We start from the raw sequence: 17,236 nt of genomic DNA on the forward strand, positions 1-17,236 counted from the left end.
CAGGAAATTTGCGACAAAGCCTCGTTCGACCTGACTTGCCGGCCATGGAAGACGCGGATCGCCAGAACGACGCCGGCGATCAGGACGGCAATCCCGCCCGCTTCCATTTCGGTCGGCCATCGAGCATGGACGACAAGCCCGCCGATGACGCCAAAGGCGGTTTCCGAGACGATCAGTTGCGCTCCCAGCGCCACCGGCAGATTTCGGGAGGCAACATTCCATGCCCACACTCCGCAGACCGTAGCCATCAGCGCGAGCGAGACACCCCAAAGATAAAGGGAGCCGGCCGCGTCCCATCCAAAACCGAGCTTAGGAAGCTGAAAGAGCCCCAGCGCCGCGCCGACGGGCAAGAAGGCGAGCATCTGGACACCGCCGGCCACCAGGATGAGCGCTGACCATGCGCCCAAGGGCATATCGGGCCGGGTGGCGAGCGCCGCCTGATTGGCGATGGCAAACCAGACCCACAGCACTACGGCCACGAGCGCAAGCGGAATGCCGATCCAGAGCGAGCGAACGGAACCCAAAGTGTCGGCAGTGAGGGCCGTGCCGTTGACCAGAGCAAGGCCGATCACCACCAGCATGAGCGGCATCATCAGGAAACGCCATGGGAGCGACTCCTGACGCCGGTTGCCGACGATCGCCAGCACGATCGGGACCAGGCCGAGAAAAGCCGGAGCGATGACCGGTCCGCAAAAGATCGCAGCTCCCGTTACCGTCAGGAAGTAGCCGACATAGCCGATGAAGGCCAACCCGAGCGTCGCCAACCAGTTTCGGATAGTAAGGTATTGCATCACGCCTTTTTCCGAAAACAGAATGCCGAAACCGACCAGAGCGGAGACGACATGGCGGATGAGGGCAAAATCGAATGTGGAATAGTCACCGATGATGAAGGGGACGATGAAGTTGAGCGAGAAGGCAAAGGCCGCGAAGAGTGCGGCGAAGACGCCGATGGTGAATTGCTTGTTCATGCGAAAGCGGCCTTGACCGTTTTAGCGAAAGAGCTGTTGCCGATGCCTCGCTCCCAAGCTCCATTTCATTGACCTTCGTAGGATTAAACCTTCCGTTTCGTCTGTTCGACGCCTAAGTTTTGGAAGTAGCTTTCGAAAAATAGAAACATGAACTGGAACGATGTCCGATATTTCCTCGCCGTGACGCGCCATGGTGGCCTGACCGGCGCGGCGCGCGAGGTGAAGGCTAGTCCCTCCACGGTGGCGCGCAGGGTCGAAACCTTGGAGGCGGCGCTAAGAACCCGGCTATTCGAGCGCAAGCCGGATGGATACGAAGTGACGGAAGCGGGCCGGGCCATGGTCGAAAAGGCCATGGCGATCGAAGCCGCCATGCGCGAGTTGGAAGACGGCTTCTGCGGACAGGACGGCCGCGTTTCGGGGACGGTGCGAATCGTCACCGTCGATACGCTTGCGCACCATCTCTTAATCCCGAACCTGCCCGCTCTACAGGAAACCTATCCTGATCTGTCGTTGGGGGTCGCGGTCAACGCGACTTCCTTCGCTCAACATCCCCAAAGGGAAACGGATATCGGCCTGCGGCTCTGCCGGCCCGAGCAGGGGAATTTCGTGGTGCGGCGGATTGGAACGATCGCTTTCGGACTCTATGGATCGAAGGACTATCTCGCCCGTCATCCTGTTCGGGAAGATCAATTGCCGATCGCTGGCCATCGCCTCACCACTTGGGGCGATCCCTTGTCGTTCCTGGCCTTGCCGAAAACACTCCGGTCATGGGCAGATAGCGGCATTGCCAATCTGACCGTGGATACCATGCAGGCGCAGGTGCTCGCCATGAAGGCGGGTAACGGCCTCGGTGTACTGCCGTGCATTCTGGCGGATTCAGAGGAACAGCTTGTCAGGGTCATGCCCGCTCTCTGCCGGCAAGAGGAAGCCATTTGGCTCGTCGTTCATGAAGCGGTTCGCGACATGAGGCGCGTTCGCGTCGTCTGCGATTTCCTCGAAACCATCGTGAAGCAGGGGCAGTCCGCCCTTTCTGGGCGAGCCGCGTGATGCACCGGAGTCGCAAAAGTCCCCCAACCCGCGACACATTTTCCGACAAACTCCTGTGACGTAGCGAGTTTCAGGATTTCTGCGAACGCTTCGCCATCCACTCGGCCATCATGGGGCTGCTATCGGCGGCAAATCGATCTTCGAGAACTTCGGATTGAACGATGCGGTCTGCCCGGAAATGCCGATAGTCCCCGCGAAGCTCGCACCATGCGGCAATCAACGTAACATCGACATAATAGACCGTGGCGATAGGGCAGATTGTTCGTCGCGATCGGCGCTGTTGCTCGTCGATGTAGGTGATGCTGATCTTGCGGCATGTCCGGATGGCATTGCGCACATCGAGCAGTTCGATCCCCTCGGGACGGACCGTATCCCCTTCCGACACAAAGAACCGAGGAGACGCCAGATAGGAGCGCAGCTCCTTCGGAACAGAATGCTGAAGCTTGTTCAGCACACTCTCAGCCGCTTCCTGCAATTTCGGATCGCGAATGCGATGAACAAGGTTCGCACCGACTGTAATCGCCTCGATCTCCTCCATCGTGAACATCAGAGGGGGCAGATCAAACCCCTTGCGCAGCAAATAGCCGAGTCCAGGTTCACCCTCGATCGGGATTCGGCGAGCCTGCAAAGTCGCGATGTCGCGATAGATGGTGCGGGTCGCCACTTCCAATTTTTGCGCCAGCGCGGCGGCGGTCGTGGGCTGCGTCTTTCCACGTAGCACCTGGATAATATCGAAAAGACGATCGGCGCGGCGCACGAGCGGCCCTCCCAACACCACTGACAAAACGGTGTCAGTAGCATCGGAGTACAAGGCTTCGGATGCAAGGGGGCACCGATGCAAGACGATCAAAACAAATGGCTCGGCACGTTGCTGATTATAGGCTCTGCAATCGCCTACAGCCTGTCAGGATATTTCACACGGCTAATCACGCTCGATGTATGGACGGTCCTGTTCTGGCGCGGAATCTTCGGCGGGCTATTCATCGGCGCTTATGTGGCGTGGCGTTACCGGAAAGACCTGTGGGGAGCGAACAGGGCCATTGGGATGCCTGGCTTCTGGGTCATGGTCCTGTCCACCCTCGCCACGATCTGCTTCATCAATGCGCTGCGCCTGGCTCCGGTGGCAGACGTGATGACAATCCACGCTGCAATTCCCTTCATGACCGCCATACTCGCGCTTTTCTTCACGGGCGAGCGGGAAGACTGGACGACATGGGCGGCCAGCTTCATAGCGCTTGTTGGCGTTATGATCATCGTCAACCCGCAAGCCTCCGGCGGCTATCTGGCGGGCTACGCCTTCGCGACAACGATGGCGCTATCCTATGCCGCAATGATGGTCATCATCCGCAAGAACCGGCATGTTTCCATGCTCCCGGCCGCCTGCCTATCAGCCTTTCTCTGCGCATTTGTGGTGCTGCCATTCGCTCAGCCCATGCAGGTGACGGCCCCGGCCATGTTAGACCTTGTGCTGTTCGGAACCGCCCAATTTGGTCTCGGCCTGCTGTTGATGACGGTCGGAACCCGGCTGATCTCGGCAACACGCTCCGCCCTGATAGGCAGCATGGAAAACCCGCTCGCGCCGCTTTGGGTCTGGTTGGCCTTCGGGGAGCTTCCCGCATGGGCCACCTGGATCGGTGGCAGCCTGGTCATGGCGGCGGTGATCTTTGATGTTCTGACAAAATCAAAGCGGCGACAAAGATCGGGCGAGGTACTAGCTCAAAGCTAGCGGTCCACTTGTCGCGAAACTCCCGATACCCGCGGCACATTTTGCGACCAACTCATGCGACGTAGCAGGCTTTAGGATTTCCGCGACATCCTGAGCCTGATATTGCCATCGCCCGATCGAATATGGCTCGGCTAATATGTTGTGCTCCTGGCACGACTTCGACAGTCCATGCCAATTCAATACCCAACGTTTTAGCTAAAGACTTGCAGTGTTCGAAGTGCCAGAGGCCACGGGCGAGACGGTGAGGCCCCTGCGCAAGAGCTTCGGGCGTTCGCGGAAGATCGGCCGCTGTCGCGTCAGTGTCTGCATCTCCCAGCAGTATATGCAAAGGGCGAGAAAAATATCTTCTCAAGTCTGCATCGCCCATGCCTATGCCGCCCATCCCATTGGGATAGTTCACCGTCAGATTGGGCAGCATGTAGATACCGCTATTCGAAGATATTGGCTTTTCCAACAGGGGCGCTTCCGTAAGCGCGACATACCTCAGTACGTATTGAGAGCCGGCAGAATTGCCGTACAAATCGAACTTTTCCGACTGGATTTGAGCGTCATTTTTGATCGACAGGAACAGACGATCGATCAATTCAAAATTCCACTCCTCCCGAGCATTGGACTGCGAATTTGGTGGGGCAGAGACGACATTTCCATAGTTGTAGGCATATACGCCCGGAAATGCATCAATATCGAATTCCGGAACGATCACGATCTTGCCGTGGCGATCCGCTGCGGCAATGAACTCGTTTCGAAATCCCGCCGCAACTCGATCTAACCCATGGAGTGCAATCAGTATTCGCGAAGTCGGCTCTATTCGTTCGGGAATGTAGTAGAAAACTCTGATGTAGCCCCGCGCCCCTCTCGCTCTGTCCTCAAATTTGAACCAACCAGCGCCTGTTTTTACTTGCAACCCGTCTGCCTCCCCTCGCCAAAGACCCTGAACCTGCGACACATTTTGCGCCTAGAACCTGCGACGTAACAAGCCTTAGGATTTGCGCGACAAGCCGGGGTTTCAAACCTGCCGGACGATGGTGCCGATCACATTGACGACAAGGCGCGAGGCGATCAGGGCCGACAGGCCGTCAATGTCGGCGGGAGGATAGAGTTCGACGAGGTCGAATCCTGCGATCCTGGCCCGCCGGTCGAGGCCAGCGACCAGGTCGATAACCTGCGTGTCGGTGAGGCCGCCGGGCGCACGCGCCGCCACGCCCGGCATGATGCCGGGATCGAGGCCGTCGCAGTCGAGGGTGACGACGACCCGCGCTCCTTCCGGAATATGCCGCAGAGCGGCTTCGACGCCCTCAGCGTGAACCTCGCGGGCGGTCACGAAGCGGCTGCCAAAGTGCTGCGCCGCTTCGATTTCGGTGAGGCGTGCGCTGCCGACGCTACGGAGGCCGACCTGCACCATGCCGGCGACATGCGGCATCTCGCTCGCGCGGCGCATCGGGCTCGAATAGCCGTGGCGCTCGCCATGCACTTCGTCGCGCCAGTCGATATGGGCGTCGATCTGCAGGATCCAGACCGGCCCGCGATCCGCAAAGCCGGCGAGGAAGGGAATGACTACGGAATCGTCGCCGCCGAGCAGGATCGGTACCGCCGGCAATGCCAGGACCTCGCGTGTCTTCACCTCGATCCGGGCCCGGTTGCCGGCATTGTCATGCATGGCGGTCTGGATGTCGCCGGCGTCGATGCAGCAGACCTGCCCGCCGTCGAACAGCGGGCCGCCGAGATCGAAATCCCAGTGATCGACGAGCGCGGCATCTTCCTGGCTTGCAGCGCGGATGGCGTCGGCGGCCAAGGCATAGCCGCTGCTGTCCTTGCCGGGATAGGTGCTGCCGTGACCGGCTCCGAAGATCACCGCACGCGGCATGCGGCCATCGGCGAGGCGATCGGGAAAGCCGAGAAAGGAAGGCGAGGCGGTCATTTCTTGATGGCCCTGATGATGGTTCAATGCGCGCAGCTATGAAGGCGAAGATTACTCGCATGAACATCCGTGAGGTCTTTTGTCGCAAAATTTCCTCAACCTGCGACAACTTTAGCGTTGCGGTGGTGATTAACCAGAGTTCGCAAACGCAGAGTGGACGGATGCCAGATATTGCAGCGCAGCCTCAGGTTCGTTTGGTCAGGGAAGGTCGGCGCTTTGAAATTCCTTCCAGGCCGACAGGAGTTCCGCATCGTCTCGGTTGACGCTGCCAGCCTGCCAGCCAAGCAATGCGCCGGCTGCGTGCTGGCCAGTCACCGGAAGCTTGTTCTTCATAATTCGCTGAACGAGTTCTTCCATAACGGCCATGTCATTGTAGCGGCCGAGCTGATCCTGCAACCCGGCCAGGGTTTTTGCAAAATGCCGCTTGCGCTTGGTTTTTTCGAATAACGGCAGGAAGAAATCGGAAGCGTAGCGCAATTTTTTGAGCGCATTACGCAGCTTGTGTCGCTCCTCTGGCGAGAGTTTCTTGAAATAATGACCCCGCTTCAGGACTTTGCGGTGTAGCTTCTCCAAAACTCCTGTCGCGAAACGGCGGGCCGGTGCGGCCAGCAGCCCCAAACCTTCCGGGCGCCGGCGCGCCATCCTGCCTGTTCGCCCCACAATCCCAGGGCGATCTGGAACCGTCCGGTTCGCGGATCGGTGATTGCGGCGCGCGCCTTGTCATGAGCTTTGTGGCGGTGTTCTTCCGCCGCGCGTTTGAGGACATCGAAGCCTTCGACCGCCGGGCAGGCCTGCGAAATCGGCGGCAGGGTCTCTGTGATGAAAACATCCCAGTCCCTCGCATCATTGAAATTGGACATTAGCCATTTGGCGTCATCCCGGGATGCATCCAGTTGCGAAGATGGTCCAATCGACCGCATGAGTCCCAGCACCGATCTCAGGCGGCGCAGCGCCACGCGATACTGGTGAATTCCTTCGGGGTTCTGTCCATCTTCGGCCGCAGGTTGGCTTTCCATGAGATGTTGAAGCGCCGAGCGCAGGATGCCGTCCAGCACTTGATCGAGCGTCGCACCGTGATCAAACTTCATTTTTGGCGCTTTGGTAATTTGGGGCGGATTGCCGAGAGCCAAGTCGAACCCGCGGGCGGACTTGCTGCGGATGCTCGGCCGCAGGGCGGTAGTCGATGCGAGGTCCTGCGCCAGCTGAAATACCGCCGCGGTACTGCCGTCCATCAGTTCGAGTTCGATTTCATTTATTTCTTCCGTGCGCTCGCCGGCTACGATCCGGCCCTGATCGACTGCAAGTTTCACTGTGCCGAGCGGTATATCCAGCATCCGCGTATGACGCCGCACTTCAGTCGTGAACACCGGCTTCAGCTGTGCACCTTCAACTTGTGCGAAGGTTTCCGCCGGCAGGAATTGCGATAGAGCGGCAAGGTCCGGCTCCATGCATTGAACCGGCGCCTTCCATTCCGTCCGCTCAAGCGTTTTGCCATCTGCTCGGCTCGCGGACTTTAGCGTCATGACAAAGCGCTGCCCGTCGGTGCGAACGCGCAAAACAGCACCCGACTTGCGCAGAGCAAAATCCGGCGTGTCGTAATAGGTTGCGATGAGATCGGTATTCACGCCCGCATCACGCGCATATTGGGGAATGGCCGGGCTGCTGACGAAATCCGCCAGTTGTTCGCGATTGCCAAGGAGCTTGAGTTCGATTTCGGCGGTTGGAACAGCCCGTTCGACCGAAGCGTTCTCATCGGACGGGTTCGGAGCGTCAGATGCCGCGACCGGATCGGTGTTCTGTGCATGAGCCGGGGTCAACGCGCTTGGAATAATACCTTGGTCGCCGCGTTGCGCAGATTGTGACATGGATGGGTTCCGCTTGGACGCACTGCGTGAGCCCCGTGCCGCGTTACCCACGATGTATTAGCATGGAGAAGAGCTCGCCCGCCAGACATTGCAGGAAATCGTTGATGCGCCGGCGGATGCTTCTCCGCCACGCCAAATCGGGTCGGCCCGATGGCGTCGATGACCATGAGCGGCCACTTGCGAAGCGCGGCCGACGGGTGAGCCGGTGGATGGGCAGGTATATGGCGGAAGAAGGGCCCCTGCCAGTGTGCTCCTGGGTCGAAATGAATATCGCTTGATAGAAACCGTATAAATGTGTACGGTTCTTGCAAAGGCCAGGAGCACAGCCTTGAGAACGACGAAACAGGCCGCGCGCCGAGCAAGGATAGAGGAGACTGCCTATTCGGTACTCAAGGAGGCCGGTTACAAGAGCACGTCCTTGCTTGCCGTTGCTCAACGCGCATCGGCTTCCAACGAGACGCTGTACAAATGGTACGGAAACAAGCAGGGCCTGTTCCGTGAACTAGTCGAGGCGAACGCACGAGAGGCAAGGCTCCTGCTTGAGGACTCGCTTCACCGATCCGGCGATCCGCTTGGAACGTTGGCGGCACTCGGGCCAATCCTGCTCGCTCTCGTGACGGGAGAGAAGGCCGTTATCCTCAATCGCGCCGCAGCAAGCGATGTCAGCGACACGGGCACCCTCGGACAGGCGATCGCCCAGTTCGGCCGGGAGACAATTGCGCCTCTCGTGTGCGACCTCCTGACAGCCGCAAGGCGAGAGGGCGTGATCGCCTGCAACGATCCGGCGGAAGCCACGGAAATCTACTTCGGCCTCCTGATCGGCGACCTGCAGATTCGGCGGGTGATCGGAGTTCTCGATGAGCTTTCCGCAAAGGCGATTGACCGGCGGGCACAGCGCGCTTTCGAGCTATTCCTCGCGCTCCACGCCCCTTCGCACAACGACGAGGGAGATTCCCAGTGATCACCATAATGCTTTATCTGTTCGCCTTCCTATCGATGATGCTCAGCGGCGCGATCTTCGGCTTTTTCTATGCCTGGGTGTGCTCAACCATGTGGGGGCTCGATGCAGCCGATCCGGCAGTCGCGATCCAGGCCATGCAGGCAATGAATGCGTCCGTGCGCAATGCTGTCTTCGCGCCGGCCTTCTTCGGCACGCCGGTCGTATTGCTGGTCACTGCCGCCCTTGCCTATGCCAGCAGGTTAAGAAAAGCCGCTATGGCCTTCGCCGCGGCCGGCCTGATCTATCTGCTGGGCGGCTTGATTCTCACAATGACCGTCAACGTCCCGGTGAACGAAGCATTGGCTGCCATCAGCGCTCCCGAGAGCACTGCCGAGGCCCAACGCATCTGGGAGGACTACTCGCGGCCCTGGCAAATCTGGAACACGGTCCGTACATGCTTCAGCGGCGTTACGTTGGCGCTGACCGGCTTTGCGATCTTCGCGTTGAATGAAAGACTTCGCTCAACCTAACCAGCATGCTCCTAACGTCATCACGACGAAGGAGCATGAAAATGGCTGAGCAATCAACACGCGCGGATGCTTTGCGAAAGACGTCGAAGGAAATGGTCGATCCTGGCCGCTAGTCGCGGAGTTCTTGGACTATTTGCGCAAGGCCGGCATAGCGCCGGGATATCTTCAGGAGTTCCCCGGACCTGTAAAGCACTTGCTTGTCTGGCTGGACAGGAACCGCATAGGGATCGACGCGGTCGACGGCGATGTGGTACGCCGGTTCCTGACACATAGCTGCGATTGTCCGCGACCAGCCGGCTGTCATCGTCTTTCCCGGCTCGGGCATCACCGAAAACCTCGCCGACAAGGCTCGCCGCCTCGGACCCCGTCTGGCACTTCACCGAGAGCGGCGCGTGAGCGCCACTTCAATCGCGACGCGCCGATCCTCGGCGCGTCGCACCACCCCGCAGGCTGTGCGAAAACCCAAACGGATTTGAAAGATCAGAGGGACTTCAGCCTCTCTCTCAGGCGACCCGCCGCAAAATCCAGGAAGACCCGCATCTTCAAGGGCAGCGCGCCACGCCCAGCGTGAATCAGGTGAACCGGAAGCGGCTCCAGCTCGAAGTCCGCCAGAATGATCCGCAACGATCCGTCGCGTAGGGCATCGGCGCATTGGTAATGGAGCACACGGGTTACGCCGACACCTTGAGCCGCAGCCCAGACGGCCGCCTCAGCGGTGGAAACGGAGAGGCGCGGCCGGATCGGTACATCGATGCTTCCCTTGGCCTCCTTCGGCCGGAATGACCAGGCCGAGTTCGGCGACAGAAAGTCGAAATTCACGCACGGCAATGCGCCCAGACCATCCGGCTTCTTGGGCATGCCGTGCCCCGCGAGAAGTTTCGGACTGGCGCATACGACCGTCCGCATTGATCCGACACGCGTTGCGATCATGGTGCTATCCGGCAGTGGACCGATCCGCACCGCCATATCGACGTGGTCCTCGATCAGGTGGAGATTGCGGTCCGAGAGCAACAGCCGAACATTGATCTCCGGATAAGCGCCCAGGAACTCGGTGACGACGGGCAGGATGTGCAGACGCCCGAAGAAAACAGGGGCGGTCAGGATTAGCTCGCCACGGGGGACATGAAACTCGCCAGCGGCGACCCGCTCGGTCTCGTCGATCTCATCAAGGATGCGCCGGGCCGAAGCCACGTAAGTACCGCCGGCTTCTGTTAGCGCAACCTTACGAGTCGTGCGGACTAAAAGCTTGGTCCCGAGGTGGGTCTCAAGCTCGTTCACCTTGCGGCTCACGGTTGCCAGCGGCACCCCCAGGTCTCGGCTAGCAGCCGAAAAGCTCCCTTTGGCAACAACCCTCAGGAGGATCGTCATCGCTTCGAGGCGGTCCATAATTATTCCACCCAGTGAGAACAGTATTCTCAAAACTAGCTGATTATCCTTCCTGGTGGAACTGGCTAATCCGGGCCGTGAGAGCTGATCGTCGGCTCCCAACCTGAAATGGAGAAAGCCATGTCCCGTCTTTCCATCCCCGCACGCGGCGACGTTCCCGAGGCCTCCAAGCCAATCCTGGATGCCGTGCACAAGCAGCTTGGCGTCGTCCCCAACCTGTTCCGTCTGATCGGCAGCAGCCCCGCCGTGCTCACCGCCTTCACCAGCTTTCAGGGCGCCCTCTCGAAGACCCTCGACGTGAAGACCCGCGAGCGGATCGCGCTGGCCGTCGCCCAGGTCAACGGCTGCGACTATTGCCTCTCGGCGCACAGCTATCTCGGCCTGAACCTGGCGAAGATCAGCCCGGAGGAAATCGCGCTGAACCGCAAGGGCGCGTCGGGCGACGCCAAAGCAAACGCCGCCGTCCAGTTCGCCGTCAAGGTGGCGAAGGAGCGCGGCCACGTCAGCGATGCCGACATCAAGGCGGTCCGCGATGCCGGTTTCACTGACGCCCAGGTCGTGGAGATCGTCGGCCTCGTCGCCGAAAACAGCTTCACGAACTACCTCAACGTGGTCGCGCAGACGGAAATCGACTTCCCCGTCGTGCACGCTGCCGAAGCCGCGTGACGCCAAGCGGGCCGGGGCAGCGCAGACCCCGGCCCGCTTCCTTTCCATCAGCGGAGGCCCGTCATATGTCCTATGGTTTTCTCGATATCGCCGTGACGCCCAGCGTCCGGTCCGTGCAGGCCAAGATGGGCGCCGATCACATCTCGCAGGACTTCAAGGGCCACCGCGATTTCGATCGATTCACCGACAACGAAGCCGCATTCATTGCCGATCGTGACAGCTTCTACATGGCGACGGTTTCGGAGACGGGCTGGCCCTACGTTCAGCATCGAGGCGGCCCGCGCGGCTTCCTCAAGCTGGTCGATGATCGCACGCTTGCCTTTGCCGACTATCGCGGCAACCGGCAATACATCAGCACCGGCAATCTCGCCGCTGACGATCGGGCTTGCCTGTTCCTGATGGACTATGCCCGCCGCGCGCGGCTCAAGATTTACGTCCATGTCGAAACCCTGGCGCTCGATGCCCTCCCGGCGCTGACCGAACTCGTCACCGTGCCCGACTACCGAGCGAAGCTCGAACGCATCTTCCGGCTGCGCCTCGAAACCTTCGACTGGAATTGCCCGCAGCACATCACGCCGCGCTTCACCGAGCAGGAAGTCAGCAAGGCGGTCCGTCCGCTTCGCGATCGGCTAGCCCAGCTCGAAGCCGAAAATGCCGAGCTACGCGCTCGCCTTGCCAACAACGGAGATTCCCCATGAGCACTCAGCGTCCGCCCTTGCCCCCCTTCACTGTGCAAACCGCGCTCGAAAAGGCCCGCCTCGCCGAGGATGGATGGAACAGCCGCGATCCTGAAAGGTCGCGCTCGCCTACACCGTCGATAGCTACTGGCGAAACCGTGCCGAGTTCGTGCAGGGGCGCGAAGCGATCGTCGGCTTTCTGGCGCGCAAGTGGCAGCGCGAGCTGGATTATCGGCTCATCAAGGAGCTGTGGGGTTTCCGCGAGGACCGCATGGCCGTCCGCTTTGCCTATGAGTGGCACGACGACAGCGGCAACTGGTTCCGCTCCTACGGCAATGAGAATTGGGAGTTTGGCGAGGACGGCCTGATGCGCCGCCGTTTCGCCTGCATCAATGATGCGCCAATCCGTGAGGGCGACCGCAAGTTTCATTGGCCGCTAGGGCGGCGGCCGGACAACCACCCATCGCTGAGCGAGCTCGGGCTGTAAGCAAATTGGGCAGATCGCATCGCTTCCGCGTGTGCCGCTTACGAACCGCCCGCGATCGCGCGCGCGTAGCGCTCCTCCTGAGCAGAGCCGAACAATCTATGCAGATCTAAACACGGCGAGACTTTGACGAACGAGTAATAATCACCTAGGGGATGCTGAGCTGCATTTCCGCCTACGATCCCTTTCCCGCACTCTTTTTTGCGTAGTTTCGAGACGCTTTGGCGCGATTGCCGCAGGTCTCCATTATGCACCATTTCCGCCGCGCGTCCTTCGTCTCGTCCAGGAACATCCAGCCGCAGCCCGCGCCGGGGCAGGTCTTGACGCGCGCCAGCTCCTTCGGGTCGCTCAGAATGGACAGGGCCGACACGGTGATAAGGCTGAGGACGGGCTGCCGGGCCAGATTGGTGATCGGGCTGTCCGGGCCGATCTGAATCTCGCGCAAACACGCTTGGAGGTCCGACGCGGTCGACCCGATTTCTCCTCGAAAGATGCCGCGCAACCGCGTGCGGAAGTCATGGATCATGTCGATTGATCCGGGGCGGGCGGCATCTGGCAGACCGGCGGCCTGCAACCAGATGTCCAGATCCGCAAGGCTTTCAATCTTCTCGTGCACGACGGAGCCGTCAGACGCCCAATTGGCCGTATTGAGGAAGTCGAGGGCCAGTCGCCCGCCTATCAGTCGGAGCGGATGAGTGTTGCTGTAGGTCATGAGCCATTTCTAACCTGTGGTGGGGTTGACATGCAACCCGTGCTGCTGTCTAACCAGTAGCATGGTTAGACAGACGGCACATTCGCAACGGCCCGCCGGCACCCAGACGGTGCTGACCCTGGGCGGCACCTGGCGCGGTATCCACCGCCTTTTTCCGATTGCCATCTTCCTCATCCCGTTCGGCATTGCCTTCGGCGTTGCCGCTACCGAACATGGGATGTCGGTATACCAGTCCATCGCTATGAGCGCGTTGGTCTTTTCTGGCGCTGCCCAGTTTGTCTCACTTGATTTCTTGCGAGCCCCCGTTGCCTTTGGTTCGCTCGCGCTGATCATGCTCGCCATCAACGCGCGGTTCATCATCATGGGGGCGGCCCTTTCGCCCTGGGTCAACGCCCTTCCGATCACGAAGAGGATGCTCGTCCTTAGCTATCTCACCAATCCCAACTTTGCCGACAGCCAACGGGCGTTCAAATCAGGAGAGCGGGATGTCGGCATCCTTCTCGGAGGCGGGCTGGTCCTATGGGCGAATTGGGTCATCGGAACCACACTTGGAGCCGTCGCCGGATCAATGATCGGAAACCCCAAGACCTTTGGTCTGGACGTCGTGATGGACTGCTTCCTTGCAACGGTCTTGATGGGCGAGATGGACAACAGGACGGCCATTATTCCCGCCATCGTCGCGTCCGTGATCGCGCTTCTCACGGGTGGCTGGCTGCCAACAGGATGGAACGTCATTCTGGCTGCGATCATCGGTGGTATTGCGGGGGAAATGTTCCGTGCCAAATGATTTGTCCACCTGGGCCGCAATCGCGCTGATCGCGGGCGTCACGCTCGCCACTCGGTTGGCTGGTTCCGTCTTGATGAGCAGGGTCGAGCCATCCCCTAAAATCGAACGTTTTCTCGACGGGCTTTCCGTATCCGTCATCGCAGCGCTCGTCGCCTCGTTTCTTGCGCAAAATGGCTTCAGGGAAGCGATCTCGGTTGGTCTTGCGTCCTTGGTCATGCTGCGGTCGAAGAACGCGGTCTGGGCGATGGTGACCGGTATGGCGATCGCCGCGGCATGGTCTGTTGCCCTTCACGCGTAAGCTCCGCGGCGATGATTGCGCTGAGCCGGGCAAGACGGCTTCCGGTGCGTATGCCCCTTCGCACGGCGGACCGCATTGGCCGCGCCCCGGCCGTTCAGATCAACGACGGCAATGTGAGCTTCCCACCGGCGAACGGTCGTTCGGTTTGTCGCAAAAGTCGGTCGCGGAGCGCCGCCTTTTGCGAGCGATATTTACGACAGGTAAGGCATTGATCGGACAGAGAGGGTAGAACTGCCGCAAAAATCAGGTTGGCATGAACGAAGACATCCTTCTCACCTATCGGGTGCAATGAAGCCGAAGCCTTTTTCGGGATTGTACCACTTGACCGTGCCCTCGCTCTCCACCTGTGCGTCCGTGCTGGCGGAATCCCCTCCAGCGCGGCGCGTATCTGCCGGCGTGTTCGCGATCTGATCGCCGATCTCCAGCACTTGCACGACCTGTTGACCTCTTGGACTTTCTTCAACCGCGACTTTGAGACGTGTTCCCTCGGAAACAGCGCCGCTTCCGGCAGCCTCCAACACTCGGATGTGCAGATAAGCCTCCGTGCCGTCCGACAGTTTGACGAAGCCAAAACCCTTGCTGGCATTGAACCACAATATCTCGGCGTCGACAGGGTCTGCGACTACAATCGCGGGCCGCTGAAAGTAGCTTGGCTCGGAAGCCCGTTCCAAAAAGGACACCGGGGCATCGTCATGGCGATGCCGGCGTGGCTCGCGATGGTCTCGATATTTGCCCATGATCGTCTCGACTGACATGGAGCGCACCCTGCGCTAGCGTCAGGATAATCTCCATCGGGCGATGCGTTTGTGTCAAATGGCCTGCGACTGAAAAAAGACGTCAACAATGCCTATATTGGCGATGAACCCAAATTCAGGAGGTCAGAGGCCATGACGACCGAACGCGCTGTGCTTGCCGGCGGCTGCTTCTGGGGTATGCAGGATTTGATCCGCCTTTATCCCGGCGTGATTTCCACTCGCGTCGGCTACACCGGCGGTGAGGTGCCCAACGCCACTTATCGCAATCATGGCAGCCACGCCGAGGCGATCGAGATCGTGTTCGATCCAGACACGATCAGCTATCGCGATCTGCTGGAATTCTTCTTTCAGATCCATGATCCGACGACGCGCAACCGCCAGGGCAACGATGTCGGCGCGAGCTATCGCTCGGCGATCTTCTACGCAAATGATGAGCAGAAGCGTGTCGCGGAAGACACCATAGCCGACGTGGACGCCTCGGGCCTCTGGCCGGGCAAAGTCGTGACCGAGGTGGTGCCGGTCAGCGATTTCTGGGAAGCTGAGCCCGAGCACCAGGATTACCTCGAGCGCTATCCCAGCGGCTACACCTGTCATTTCCCGCGACCGAACTGGAAGCTTCCGACGCGGGAGGAAACTCGCCGCGCGGGGTAGGCCGCCGCGCTTTACAATTCCTTCTCGGCCAGTTCGCGGAACCCGTCGGGGACCGCGCGCGGACCGTCCAGCGCTGTGGCGGCATAGCCGACCGCGTCACGTCCAAAGCGGTCGCGAATAGTGTCGATGGCGCGGTCGGCGGTCCAGCGAGCAATGCCTTTTTTGGCGCCGGGTCTGCGCTTCTCGTCCGGAAGCCCGAGAGGCAGATCGAGCTGGATATCCGGCTGCTTTCTCAGCTGTGAAACCGATATCGCCAGCAGCGTGATCGTCTGCTCCTGCGGATGATCGGCAAGCGCTACTCGCACCAATTCCTCTGCAATTTCCGCCAGCATCATCGTCGCCGAAATCGGTGCATCCAGCGTCGTCGATCTGGTAACGGCCCGCATGTCCGCGAACCGGACTCTCACTGTGACAGTATTACCGGCGAGAGACTTCGCGCGCAGGCGCGAGGCAACGCGGTCTGCGAGATGGAGCAGCGCCGGCTTGAACACACTTTCGACGGCCGGCTTGCGGCCAAGCGCAGACTGCGCTCCTGCCGACCGTGCACGATGTTGGGTTCGGATTTCGCGCGGATCGCGGTTCCAGGCCAGCGCCGAAAGCTTTTCGCCCACGGCCGTGCCGAGCAGGCGTTCGATGGAGTGTCCCGGCGTATTGGCCAACTGACCGATGGTGAGAATGCCCCGCTCCGTAAGTTTCGCCTTGGTGACGGGACCGACACCCCACATCAGCTCGACGGGAAGGTCGTGGAGAAATTCCAGTTCGGTCTTCGGATCGACCAGCACCATGCCATCGGGCTTGGCAACCTGCGAAGCTATCTTGGCCAGGTGTTTTGTCCGCGCCACGCCGACCGAGATCCGCAGACCGAGCTCGGTGCGGACCCGGTGTCGGATCGTCGCTGCAATGTCAGCCGGTGAGCCGAAGAGATGCGTGCAGCCCGCGACGTCAGCGAAAGCCTCGTCGATCGAAATCCGTTCGACGAGCGGCGTGTAGTCGCCGAGGATGGCTATCGCAGCGTCGCCGAGCCGCTGGTACTCCTGAAAGTTGCCGCCGACGAAAATCAGCTGCGGGCAGAGTTCGCGCGCCCGCCGTCCCGGCATGCCGCCGCGAACGCCGTATGCCTTGGCCTCGTAGGAGGCAGCAAGCACGACACCCCCGCCGACGGCGATCGGCTTGCCGCGCAGGGACGGGTTAAGCAGTTGCTCGACCGATGCATAGAAGGCATCCAGATCCGCATGGAGGATTGTGGCGGTCCTGCCCATTCTTGCCTACCGGAAATCCCGCGTTTTCACCTTGATGCGGTCAATGTGCTCGTATGGATCGACGATGTTTCGGCCCTTCGGCAGGCTCCGCGGATCGATGCCCGATCCGCCATGATGAGCCTCATCGCCGCGGCCGTGCGGCAACGGAAACGGCGTGTCGCGGTTTCCGACGCTTGCCAACTCGGCCGACAGATCGGTCAGTTGGTGCGCGACGAGATGTACGACCTCGCCTTCGCGCTGGATTCGGCCGCGCACGCCGAGCATGGCGGAGGAGAGAAGCACGCGCCGGAATTTCTCGAACACCTTGACCCAGACGACGACGTTTGCGGCGCCGGTCTCATCCTCCATGGTGAGGAACATCACGCCTTTGGCCGAGCCCGGCCGTTGCCGGACCAGCACCAGGCCGGCGGCTTCCAGCCAGCGTCTGTCTCGCGCCTGCATGGCTTCCTGACAGGTCACGATGCGGCGCCGGCGAAGGTCCGCGCGCAAAAACGAGACCGGGTGGCTGCGCAAGGTCAGCCCGACATGGCCGTAATCCTCCACGACCTCACGGCCGGCAGTCATCGG

Annotated in this window: 20 protein-coding genes and 2 pseudogenes; 11 read left to right on the forward strand and 11 right to left on the reverse strand. The window is 60.5% G+C overall.

The features are described 5' to 3' along the window. A partial coding sequence (locus tag IQ26_RS25250; protein WP_145721012.1) for a DMT family transporter occupies nt 1-968 on the reverse strand: 968 nt, incomplete at its 3' end. A gap of 147 nt (nt 969-1,115) precedes the next feature. Here IQ26_RS25250 and IQ26_RS41575 point away from each other — a divergent pair. Both IQ26_RS41575 and IQ26_RS25255 read left to right on the forward strand, forming a co-directional pair. Next, nucleotides 1,116-1,289, forward strand: a pseudogene (locus IQ26_RS41575) (LysR family transcriptional regulator); the annotation flags it as partial. A gap of 30 nt (nt 1,290-1,319) precedes the next feature. Beyond that, nucleotides 1,320-2,015 carry a LysR substrate-binding domain-containing protein gene (locus IQ26_RS25255; RefSeq protein ID WP_240547218.1) on the forward strand — a complete coding sequence of 232 codons (696 nt, stop codon included), beginning with the start codon at nt 1,320-1,322 and terminating at the stop codon, nt 2,013-2,015. A 70-nt stretch (nt 2,016-2,085) separates the two neighbouring features. Here IQ26_RS25255 and IQ26_RS25260 read toward each other — a convergent pair whose 3' ends face one another. Beyond that, nucleotides 2,086-2,772, reverse strand: a complete 687-nt coding sequence (locus IQ26_RS25260) for a helix-turn-helix transcriptional regulator (RefSeq protein ID WP_162458065.1) — start codon at nt 2,770-2,772, stop codon at nt 2,086-2,088. Between the two features lie 78 nt (nt 2,773-2,850). On the opposite strand from IQ26_RS25260, the gene IQ26_RS25265 reads away from it, so the two are divergent. Beyond that, on the forward strand, nt 2,851-3,741 hold the full coding sequence (locus tag IQ26_RS25265) for a DMT family transporter (RefSeq protein WP_145721015.1): 891 nt from the start codon (nt 2,851-2,853) through the stop codon (nt 3,739-3,741). 52 nt (nt 3,742-3,793) lie between these two features. On the opposite strand, the gene IQ26_RS25270 is transcribed toward IQ26_RS25265, so the two are convergent. The 4 genes from IQ26_RS25270 to IQ26_RS25285 form a co-directional block, all read right to left on the reverse strand. Then, complete coding sequence (locus IQ26_RS25270; protein WP_145721016.1) at nt 3,794-4,645, reverse strand: hypothetical protein; 852 nt, start codon at nt 4,643-4,645, stop codon at nt 3,794-3,796. 102 nt (nt 4,646-4,747) lie between these two features. Then, nucleotides 4,748-5,659 carry an agmatinase gene (locus IQ26_RS25275; protein WP_145721017.1) on the reverse strand — a complete coding sequence of 304 codons (912 nt, stop codon included), beginning with the start codon at nt 5,657-5,659 and terminating at the stop codon, nt 4,748-4,750. 198 nt (nt 5,660-5,857) lie between these two features. Then, nucleotides 5,858-6,232, reverse strand: a complete 375-nt coding sequence (locus IQ26_RS25280) for a CHAD domain-containing protein (RefSeq protein ID WP_240547219.1) — start codon at nt 6,230-6,232, stop codon at nt 5,858-5,860. Beyond that, complete coding sequence (locus tag IQ26_RS25285; RefSeq protein WP_145721019.1) at nt 6,205-7,524, reverse strand: CYTH and CHAD domain-containing protein; 1,320 nt, start codon at nt 7,522-7,524, stop codon at nt 6,205-6,207. The genes IQ26_RS25280 and IQ26_RS25285 overlap by 28 nt, the downstream gene beginning before the upstream one ends. 328 nt (nt 7,525-7,852) lie before the next feature. Here IQ26_RS25285 and IQ26_RS25290 point away from each other — a divergent pair, with 328 nt between their 5' ends. After that, the gene (locus IQ26_RS25290) at nt 7,853-8,485 is read left to right on the forward strand and encodes a TetR/AcrR family transcriptional regulator (RefSeq protein WP_145721020.1); all 633 of its coding nucleotides are present in this window, start codon (nt 7,853-7,855) and stop codon (nt 8,483-8,485) included. Further along, entirely contained in the window at nt 8,482-8,994 is a 513-nt protein-coding gene (locus IQ26_RS25295; RefSeq protein WP_322791108.1) for an anthrone oxygenase family protein, read from the forward strand. The genes IQ26_RS25290 and IQ26_RS25295 overlap by 4 nt, the downstream gene beginning before the upstream one ends. 480 nt (nt 8,995-9,474) lie before the next feature. Here IQ26_RS25295 and IQ26_RS25300 read toward each other — a convergent pair whose 3' ends face one another. Further along, entirely contained in the window at nt 9,475-10,380 is a 906-nt protein-coding gene (locus IQ26_RS25300; protein ID WP_145721021.1) for a LysR family transcriptional regulator, read from the reverse strand. 120 nt (nt 10,381-10,500) lie between these two features. On the opposite strand from IQ26_RS25300, the gene IQ26_RS25305 reads away from it, so the two are divergent. The 3 genes and pseudogenes from IQ26_RS25305 (at nt 10,501) to IQ26_RS25315 (ending at nt 12,210) form a co-directional block, all read left to right on the forward strand. Beyond that, entirely contained in the window at nt 10,501-11,046 is a 546-nt protein-coding gene (locus IQ26_RS25305; protein ID WP_145721022.1) for a carboxymuconolactone decarboxylase family protein, read from the forward strand. 65 nt (nt 11,047-11,111) lie between these two features. Continuing rightward, a complete protein-coding gene (locus IQ26_RS25310; RefSeq protein WP_145721023.1) occupies nt 11,112-11,744 on the forward strand; it encodes a pyridoxamine 5'-phosphate oxidase family protein in 633 nt (210 codons plus the stop codon). Beyond that, nucleotides 11,741-12,210: pseudogene (locus tag IQ26_RS25315) on the forward strand (nuclear transport factor 2 family protein). The gene IQ26_RS25310 and the pseudogene IQ26_RS25315 overlap by 4 nt, the downstream one beginning before the upstream one ends. Nucleotides 12,211-12,382: 172 nt before the next feature. Here the strand turns inward: IQ26_RS25315 and IQ26_RS25320 are convergent. Further along, a complete protein-coding gene (locus tag IQ26_RS25320) occupies nt 12,383-12,919 on the reverse strand; it encodes a CGNR zinc finger domain-containing protein (RefSeq protein ID WP_145721024.1) in 537 nt (178 codons plus the stop codon). 109 nt (nt 12,920-13,028) lie between these two features. On the opposite strand from IQ26_RS25320, the gene IQ26_RS25325 reads away from it, so the two are divergent. Then, nucleotides 13,029-13,706 carry an AzlC family ABC transporter permease gene (locus IQ26_RS25325; RefSeq protein ID WP_162458067.1) on the forward strand — a complete coding sequence of 226 codons (678 nt, stop codon included), beginning with the start codon at nt 13,029-13,031 and terminating at the stop codon, nt 13,704-13,706. Continuing rightward, entirely contained in the window at nt 13,696-14,004 is a 309-nt protein-coding gene (locus IQ26_RS25330) for an AzlD domain-containing protein (RefSeq protein WP_162458068.1), read from the forward strand. The genes IQ26_RS25325 and IQ26_RS25330 overlap by 11 nt, the downstream gene beginning before the upstream one ends. Nucleotides 14,005-14,276: 272 nt before the next feature. Here IQ26_RS25330 and IQ26_RS25335 read toward each other — a convergent pair whose 3' ends face one another. Continuing rightward, entirely contained in the window at nt 14,277-14,759 is a 483-nt protein-coding gene (locus tag IQ26_RS25335; protein WP_240547220.1) for a cold-shock protein, read from the reverse strand. A gap of 132 nt (nt 14,760-14,891) precedes the next feature. Here IQ26_RS25335 and msrA point away from each other — a divergent pair, with 132 nt between their 5' ends. Then, on the forward strand, nt 14,892-15,410 hold the full coding sequence (gene msrA, locus IQ26_RS25340; protein ID WP_145721027.1) for a peptide-methionine (S)-S-oxide reductase MsrA: 519 nt from the start codon (nt 14,892-14,894) through the stop codon (nt 15,408-15,410). An 11-nt stretch (nt 15,411-15,421) separates the two neighbouring features. Here the strand turns inward: msrA and dinB are convergent, their stop codons facing one another. Both dinB and IQ26_RS41580 read right to left on the reverse strand, forming a co-directional pair. After that, nucleotides 15,422-16,669: a DNA polymerase IV gene (gene dinB / locus IQ26_RS25345; RefSeq protein ID WP_145721028.1), complete on the reverse strand. Its 1,248-nt coding sequence runs from the start codon at nt 16,667-16,669 to the stop codon at nt 15,422-15,424. Nucleotides 16,670-16,675: 6 nt separating this feature from the next. Then, complete coding sequence (locus tag IQ26_RS41580) at nt 16,676-17,233, reverse strand: OB-fold nucleic acid binding domain-containing protein (RefSeq protein ID WP_407660220.1); 558 nt, start codon at nt 17,231-17,233, stop codon at nt 16,676-16,678. Nucleotides 17,234-17,236: the final 3 nt, after the last annotated feature.

Source organism: Mesorhizobium tianshanense, assembly GCF_007830515.1.
Classification (GTDB): Bacteria; Pseudomonadota; Alphaproteobacteria; order Rhizobiales; family Rhizobiaceae; genus Mesorhizobium; species Mesorhizobium tianshanense.

Bases quoted from the DNA above. Each gene is read 5' to 3' on its own strand.
- IQ26_RS25255 (WP_240547218.1), top strand. From the start codon at position 1,320: ATGGCGATCGAAGCCGCCATGCGCGAGTTGGAAGACGGCTTCTGCGGA.
- IQ26_RS25265 (WP_145721015.1), top strand. From the start codon at position 2,851: ATGCAAGACGATCAAAACAAATGGCTCGGCACGTTGCTGATTATAGGC.
- IQ26_RS25275 (WP_145721017.1), bottom strand. From the start codon at position 5,659: ATGACCGCCTCGCCTTCCTTTCTCGGCTTTCCCGATCGCCTCGCCGAT.
- IQ26_RS25285 (WP_145721019.1), bottom strand. From the start codon at position 7,524: ATGTCACAATCTGCGCAACGCGGCGACCAAGGTATTATTCCAAGCGCG.
- IQ26_RS25300 (WP_145721021.1), bottom strand. From the start codon at position 10,380: ATGGACCGCCTCGAAGCGATGACGATCCTCCTGAGGGTTGTTGCCAAA.
- IQ26_RS25305 (WP_145721022.1), top strand. From the start codon at position 10,501: ATGTCCCGTCTTTCCATCCCCGCACGCGGCGACGTTCCCGAGGCCTCC.
- IQ26_RS25310 (WP_145721023.1), top strand. From the start codon at position 11,112: ATGTCCTATGGTTTTCTCGATATCGCCGTGACGCCCAGCGTCCGGTCC.
- IQ26_RS25320 (WP_145721024.1), bottom strand. From the start codon at position 12,919: ATGACCTACAGCAACACTCATCCGCTCCGACTGATAGGCGGGCGACTG.
- IQ26_RS25335 (WP_240547220.1), bottom strand. From the start codon at position 14,759: ATGTCAGTCGAGACGATCATGGGCAAATATCGAGACCATCGCGAGCCA.
- msrA (WP_145721027.1), top strand. From the start codon at position 14,892: ATGACGACCGAACGCGCTGTGCTTGCCGGCGGCTGCTTCTGGGGTATG.
- dinB (WP_145721028.1), bottom strand. From the start codon at position 16,669: ATGGGCAGGACCGCCACAATCCTCCATGCGGATCTGGATGCCTTCTAT.
- IQ26_RS41580 (WP_407660220.1), bottom strand. From the start codon at position 17,233: ATGACTGCCGGCCGTGAGGTCGTGGAGGATTACGGCCATGTCGGGCTG.